At 39.0% G+C, this 6502-nt stretch carries 6 protein-coding genes; all 6 read right to left on the bottom strand.

From position 1 onward, the window contains the following. A partial coding sequence (locus tag D6734_00715) for a hypothetical protein (protein RMF98192.1) occupies positions 1-743 on the bottom strand: 743 nt, incomplete at its 3' end. 3 nt (positions 744-746) lie between these two features. Next, positions 747-2279 (bottom strand): DUF4382 domain-containing protein, encoded by a 1533-nt coding sequence (locus tag D6734_00710; protein ID RMF98191.1) that lies wholly within the window; start codon positions 2277-2279, stop codon positions 747-749. After that, on the bottom strand, positions 2203-3615 hold the full coding sequence (locus D6734_00705) for a hypothetical protein (GenBank protein RMF98190.1): 1413 nt from the start codon (positions 3613-3615) through the stop codon (positions 2203-2205). Before D6734_00705 ends, D6734_00710 begins: the two co-directional genes overlap by 77 nt. A gap of 31 nt (positions 3616-3646) precedes the next feature. Continuing rightward, on the bottom strand, positions 3647-4915 hold the full coding sequence (locus D6734_00700; GenBank protein RMF98189.1) for a hypothetical protein: 1269 nt from the start codon (positions 4913-4915) through the stop codon (positions 3647-3649). A 48-nt stretch (positions 4916-4963) separates the two neighbouring features. Next, positions 4964-6097 (bottom strand): hypothetical protein, encoded by a 1134-nt coding sequence (locus D6734_00695; GenBank protein RMF98188.1) that lies wholly within the window; start codon positions 6095-6097, stop codon positions 4964-4966. A 110-nt stretch (positions 6098-6207) separates the two neighbouring features. After that, positions 6208-6502: hypothetical protein (locus D6734_00690; GenBank protein RMF98187.1), on the bottom strand; the 295-nt coding region annotated here is incomplete at its 5' end.

Genomic DNA, 6502 nt, shown 5'->3' with positions numbered 1-6502 from the left:
GACTCGCGATTAACATCCTGCTCTGACCTTGTCATATTGGATATAAAACTTGTTGAAACTGTAAATACATCTCTAAAAAAGGAATCATTATATGAAAGGTTTATTGTATTGTTATCAACATTGGAAACAACATCATTAATCCTATTCTCATTAAGCTGTTTATTGAAATTATAATTGAAATTGAACCTATAGATAGAATAACCAACATTGGAAATAATTCGTGTGCTTTCCGCATTTCTTTTTCTTGGTTTAAGGTCATCATAGGAATGATTGTCCTCAAATTGAAAAGATATTGGCAAATTAGGAAAGGGATTGAAAAAGGACCTAATAAAAAAATTGTTGTCTATATTCTTCACAGGACTGCTTCCATAATTGAAAATCGATGTCTCACTTCTCCTAAAACCTGAATTGATGTTATATTTGGGTCCTGAAAAATTAACTTCAAGATAGGGCTGAAGCACTTCATTCGTAGTTCTTTTCTTATCTCCTTCAGTATTCGTCCTTGAATCAAAGCGCGTAAAGCGCAAACTTGTGCGCAATCTTAATAAACTTGTAATGTCCCTATTTACATTCAAATCGTACACTTGATTGAAATCAGCACTGTCCATTGATTCTTTTCCTGTCTCATTTTCGCTAATGGTGTAATCTATAGTTGAAAAACCATCTATAGCCCAAACATTGGGCACAATAATAGTGCACAAAAAAAAAATTAAAATTCCTCGTTTAACATTACTTAAAGCCATATTTTATCTTAAAATAAGCACATCATAAGGTTTTTTGCCCACTTCCGCTTTCCATTCAACAACTCTTGAAAGCTTATCTATGACTGCCACTTTATTCTCATTTTGCATTACGGCATATATCTTGCCCCTATCCTCATCTATCTTCAAATTTCTGACAAACCCTCTAATTCGTAAGGTATGAATAGTTAGATTCGAGTTTGTATCAAACTGCACAATCCTATTAGGATACTGCTGAAAGAAATAAATAATAAAAGGCCTCCTTCTATCTTCTACAATAGCTACGACAGAATTTCCTGTATTTAGCCTTTTTTCAACGGAAAGTGTTGAAGGAGATATTACATCAATATTATTCGAATTGTAACATGCAACATACACATTCCCGTTATTTTGGTCTACAATTATATCTCTTGGATAAGAATCAACTGGAATGGATGATGCTATGATTGAATCAGTCAATGCATCTATTACACTTACATCATTTGACCTGCTATTTGCTACATAAACCCTTCTACCGCGCGAATCAATGTCAAGAGCAATAGGAGAAACACCGACAGGAATAGTCCTCAAAAGCTGAAAACTGCGGGCATTAACAACAGATACAGAGTTGCTCTTATAATTCACAATATAAAGTTTGCTTCCATCAGGCAAAATGGAAATTTCTTCAGGCCCTGAACCTGATTCAAGATTTATGTGCTGGAGAACCCTATTTGAATTAGTATCAATAACAGAAACGCTGTCAGAACGTGAATTTGCCACAAAAATCCTTGTTCCATCAGGAGATGCCACCAATCCCTTAGGTCCTTCTTCTACTTCGATTACAGATACGACCCTCCGCAATGCTCTATCAATTAAAGAGATATTTCCTGAATCTTCATTAGACACATAAGTCATAACTCCCCTTATTTCAAATTTCTTTGTAGATAATTTAAAAACCGGCTCGAAGATATAGTTAACCTTGACAGAACGGATCGGGTCCCAATCAATAAAAAGCGGTGTATTCATTTCAGGATATACACCAAAATCGAAATCAATAAAAACTATCTTCTTCTGCCCATCCGTTAGCAGTTTCTTCTCTTTGCCATCTTCAACAAGTATTGCATCTGTGATTGTCAATTCCATTCCTCTATATTTCCCTGCATCTGCAAAAATCTCACCTATTTGGACCTGTTCTCCTGTTGTTCTGATCGAGTTGATTTGAAATCTTTTTTCGCTTACTCTTATCCACTCCCCTTTTTCTGATTTAATCCTTATATTATCAATAGTTATAGTAAGATTGATACCTGTCCTTTCTGCGCCGTTAAAATAGACAATTACTTTTCCTCTATTTTTTGATATTTTTACTTTTTTCTGTGTTTCTTTTACAGAAGTTATGATTTGCTCACAAGCAATGGTGTTGAAAAAGAGGAAAAATAAAGCTACGAAAAGAAGGGGTAAATTAGCCAGTTGATTTTTCTTTCTCTTACCTTGGATATGTAACATTGTAGCTTTCCCACCCATGGCATGTCGGCCGGCATGAACCTCCGTTTTGTGTTTCATTATAGTCTATTACACCCGGATTTCTGCCAGTTACAATAAGATGTGGCTTTTCAGTAGAACCATGACTGTCGTGACAGTTATAACAGGTATATTGTTTCTTGATATGCTCATGATGTTTTTCGAAGCGGCTGTATTTTCTAACGGTTTTACTTGAATTTGGATTGCCGTAAGTATCATAACGATGGCAGTTGAAGCATATTTCGTTGGACGACATTGTCCTTTTTGCCGTGCTTTGAACATAATTATTTTTCAATATAAAATTATATGTCGAACCGTGAGGACCATTAGCTGTACCGCTGTCGCTTCCATGACAATCTGAACAATACATCAAGTCTGTGTCTGACCATCCATTGACAAATGCATTAGGATTGATATTCAAGTTTTTCCCCTGTGCCTCCACAGGATGGTATGATGGATTATTTGTATTAAATTTAACTGATAAATCCGGCTGTCCTGATGGCTGAGAAGTCCATGAAGAATGACATTTAAAACATATCTGATACTCCCTTAAGGGTGTTGAATTATTTGATGGAGAAACATATGTAAATGAAGGAGTAGTGCCTGCACTTCCGTTGCTTACCTTGACTCTCCCCACACCCTTCAAAGACAAAGGCATAGTCGGTGCTGAGGGAGGTGAAGTGTCTGCTGCTGCTATATGAGGGTTGTGGCAATCTACGCATTCCGCATGCCTGTTATTTGAAGGAGAAGTACCATAATTTGAAGCAGTCCCATCTTCATCTTCTGAATGTCGTCCGGTGTAATCTGAAGCAGGATGACGATATGTTTTTGAAATATCTGTTTGAATGTCAGTGGAAGCAGGACCATTCGAATCATGACAGGTAAGGCAGAGATTTTCTTCTCTCTTTATCAATTGTGAAGGGATAAGGCCATTCCCATCTTCATAACCGTGAGGTGAATGACAATTTACACATTTTCCGCTATCGCTTGCAGGTCTTGCCGAAGGATTAGGTCCTGGCCAAACAACCTGGGAATCTGTTGCATGAGAAGAATCTCCATATTTTACCGAGCCCTGAAATATACCCAAGGAGCTTGCGGAATTGTGGCAAGGACTGGTTCCTGATGTTGTAAAACAAAGACCATTCGTATTGGGAGCAAAAAGCGCATAAGTGTTCGGCGTACCACCAGCACTGTGCTCAATATGACATTGCCGGCAATCTGCCCTTTCAATGGAATTATCTCTCAAAACACCTGTTGATGAATCGCCATGTTTAGTTTGAGTATATACACCCCCTGCTTGTGCTATATATAACGGTAAAATAATAGCAATTTGAAAAATAAATAGGATCAATATTCTTTTTAACATCTTATAATCCATCTTTTTTCGCCTCTCAAAGATTCCTTAATTTCTATTTGTAATGGCACTGTTGACAGGTTTGCATCATCGATGTACCATCCTCCAAAGATGAAGTTGAATCATCATCATACAAAAGACCAAATTTTTTATCTGAACCATGAGCTTTATGACAGCTTCCACAAAAAACCTCATTGTCGCTTCCTGTAGAAGAACCGGGAATTATTCCTGAAGGAGAAACTACAGGCACCCTTGACGAAAGAGATGAAAACCAATGATTTGAATCAATGTGTTTATTGGTTACTCCCTCTGACATTGTAACATCCCTCGTTGGATGACGAAGCCATTCATCACCTGCTGAAGAAGTGTCTCCTGAAGCTGATCCACCCATATTCCCGCTTCCTCCCTGACCATGAATGCTCTCATGACATCCCGAGCACCATTCTGAAAGTCCAAAGTCAGTAGTTCCCACAGCAGTTTGTCTATAATAAATATTATTAGCACCATAATGGGTACTCATTGGGGAAGTAGATATTTGTTGGATTGCTTCAGTGCCTCCATATCCGCTACCAGTCGAATAGGTAACTTTTTTTCCAGTCGCATTACCGGGACTTTTGACAAGGTTTCTATAAAAATTATTTCCATGGACATTATGACAATGACTGCATTTCAAACCTTCAGATGAATTGCCTGTCCAGGTGCCTCCGGGTGGAGGAGATGTAATTCCCAGTGTATGCCCTTTATTTTCACCATATGTCCCTGAGTCGCCAAGCACATTTATTGCTCCTGCCGCTCTTATATAACTATTTGTATTTGCCCCTCTGACATCAGGAGCATTTGCCTTTCCGTCATGGCAGGACAAACAAAGCTCATTTTCATTATTCTTTAAAAGCATATTATAGGGCGCAAGCCCTCCAATTGTTGTATCAGGCCCTGATGTGCCGTCATAGAGATGAGTCTTTGACCCATGCATCACATGACAATCTGAACATACAAGAGTCGAAAAAGTGTGGTAATCTCCTCCAAATGATATATTTGGAAATGAAAAAACAATAATAACTACCAAAAAGTGAAAAAATTTTTTTTGCATCATCGCCATAAAACGAATTTTCGGAATTATAATTCTTTTCTTAATTAACAATAGATAAATCAAAAAAAAATAGAAAAAACAAGTAGTTATTAGTAAAAGAAGAGAATAAAAAGGGATATTTTTTTTCCAAAAAAGAGGGGAATCAAAAGATATTTTCCCTTGTCCCCTCTTTACTATTGAAGGGTAGAAATTCTTTTTCAGAATATCTTCCTTTTGAAAATTTATATTCCTCAAAATATCGAAATCTCTTAATTCTAAGGGAGCCGCTCATTTACTCAAACCCTACTGGTTATCCACATTGTTATGGCATTGTCTGCAACCCTTGCTGAAGACAGATTCTGTATCTACATCCCATCTCAAAGAGAATGAATTATCCGAACCATGGGCTTTATGACAGGTTAAACAAAACACATTATTGTCTGTCGCTACTGTCGTAGCTGTTGCAAAATCAGTAGCACCTTCAACAATGAAGGGCAATCGCGGTATATCAAATCCTGAACCTGTCCCATCTACCCAATGCGCAGGATCTGTATTCGCTCCTGCCGCATCTATCGGTGCATATGCTCCCCATTCACTGTTCGTCCCAGGATGCTTTACCCACATACCATTGCTCTGCGTATAATAATGATCACTACTATCCATAAAGGCATGATGACAATCTATACATATATTTGTAACCTCGCGCCAACTATTGTCTCCTGAAGCAGGTGCTCCATAACCAACATTTGCCTTCTCATAGCGCTGCAACCCTGTCGCTCCTGTCTGTATAAAGGCCCTTATGTCAGGCTCATTCCCGGGATCTGACGCCCACCTCAAATTGCGATAATTCAAATTCCCATGCTGATCATGACATTCTATACATTCAACTCCTGCTGTGCTCATATCTCCTCCAAAATGACAACGCGTGCAAAGATCTCCAGGATTGCTCTTCAAATTGTGCCCCTTATAATTCAATACATCTACATTATCAAACTTCCCTGCTGACCTCTCCGTTAAACCATTGCTGTCAGCCCCTATTACATCAGGTATCCCAGATTTACCATCGTGACAGCTTACACAAAGCCCTATCCCAGACTCCTTCAAAAGCTTCTGATTCGGCGTGCCGCTGTATGGAAAACTCGATATATTCCCTTCAGGACCTGTCCCACCTGCATAGTTGTGCTGCATACTCGCATGCATTATGTGGCAATCAGTGCATATAAGCTGGTCTCCATTATGGTATGTCCCTGTCATACTGCCACCTTGCGCCCCCATCGCTCTAAAACTCCCACCAGAAAAACCCAACTTCTTTTTTGGATTATAAATCCTGTGAATGCGCTGAGAGACAACAGAGGTATTTGCCGCATATGTCCAAAGAGGCAATACCATTATATATAACAATACTATTAATCCGCTAAATATTATCTTCTTTCTCATCTCTATCACCTCCGTATCTCTCTCCTCTCTTATTCTCAACTCTTTCTAATCCCTTCAATTTATTAAAAAAAGTGAGAGGGGGTAATCCCCCTCTCACAGCATTCAGCTAATTAACCCTGCACATGGCAGTTTGCGCAAAGGTCTTTTATACTTGACCCATCACCATCTTCCGTTACAGCAGATGTTCCTGCTTGGAAGATGAGACCAAAGGAGTTGCCATTACCATGAGCTCTGTGGCAGGTAAGACAGGTCGGCGTCTCATTGCCATCATATGCTCCAGCTGTCCAAGAACCATCAGGATCCATCACTCTCACAGGATTTGCAATAGAATTCAGCTGAGCAAGACTGGAATGTCCGCCGCCAATTGCTCCAATGTCAACACCAGCCGCAGGGTGACGGATAAAT

It is taken from the genome of Candidatus Schekmanbacteria bacterium (assembly GCA_003695725.1).
Lineage (GTDB): Bacteria > Schekmanbacteria > GWA2-38-11 > GWA2-38-11 > J061 > J061.
Note: the sequence above shows the minus strand (reverse complement) of the source record. Positions and strands in the feature narration are given on the sequence as shown.

What these genes read in the sequence shown, in the direction of transcription:
- D6734_00710 (RMF98191.1), bottom strand. Translation starts at nt 2,279, where the DNA reads ATGAAACACAAAACGGAGGTTCATGCCGGCCGACATGCCATGGGTGGG.
- D6734_00705 (RMF98190.1), bottom strand. Translation starts at nt 3,615, where the DNA reads ATGGATTATAAGATGTTAAAAAGAATATTGATCCTATTTATTTTTCAA.
- D6734_00695 (RMF98188.1), bottom strand. Translation starts at nt 6,097, where the DNA reads ATGAGAAAGAAGATAATATTTAGCGGATTAATAGTATTGTTATATATA.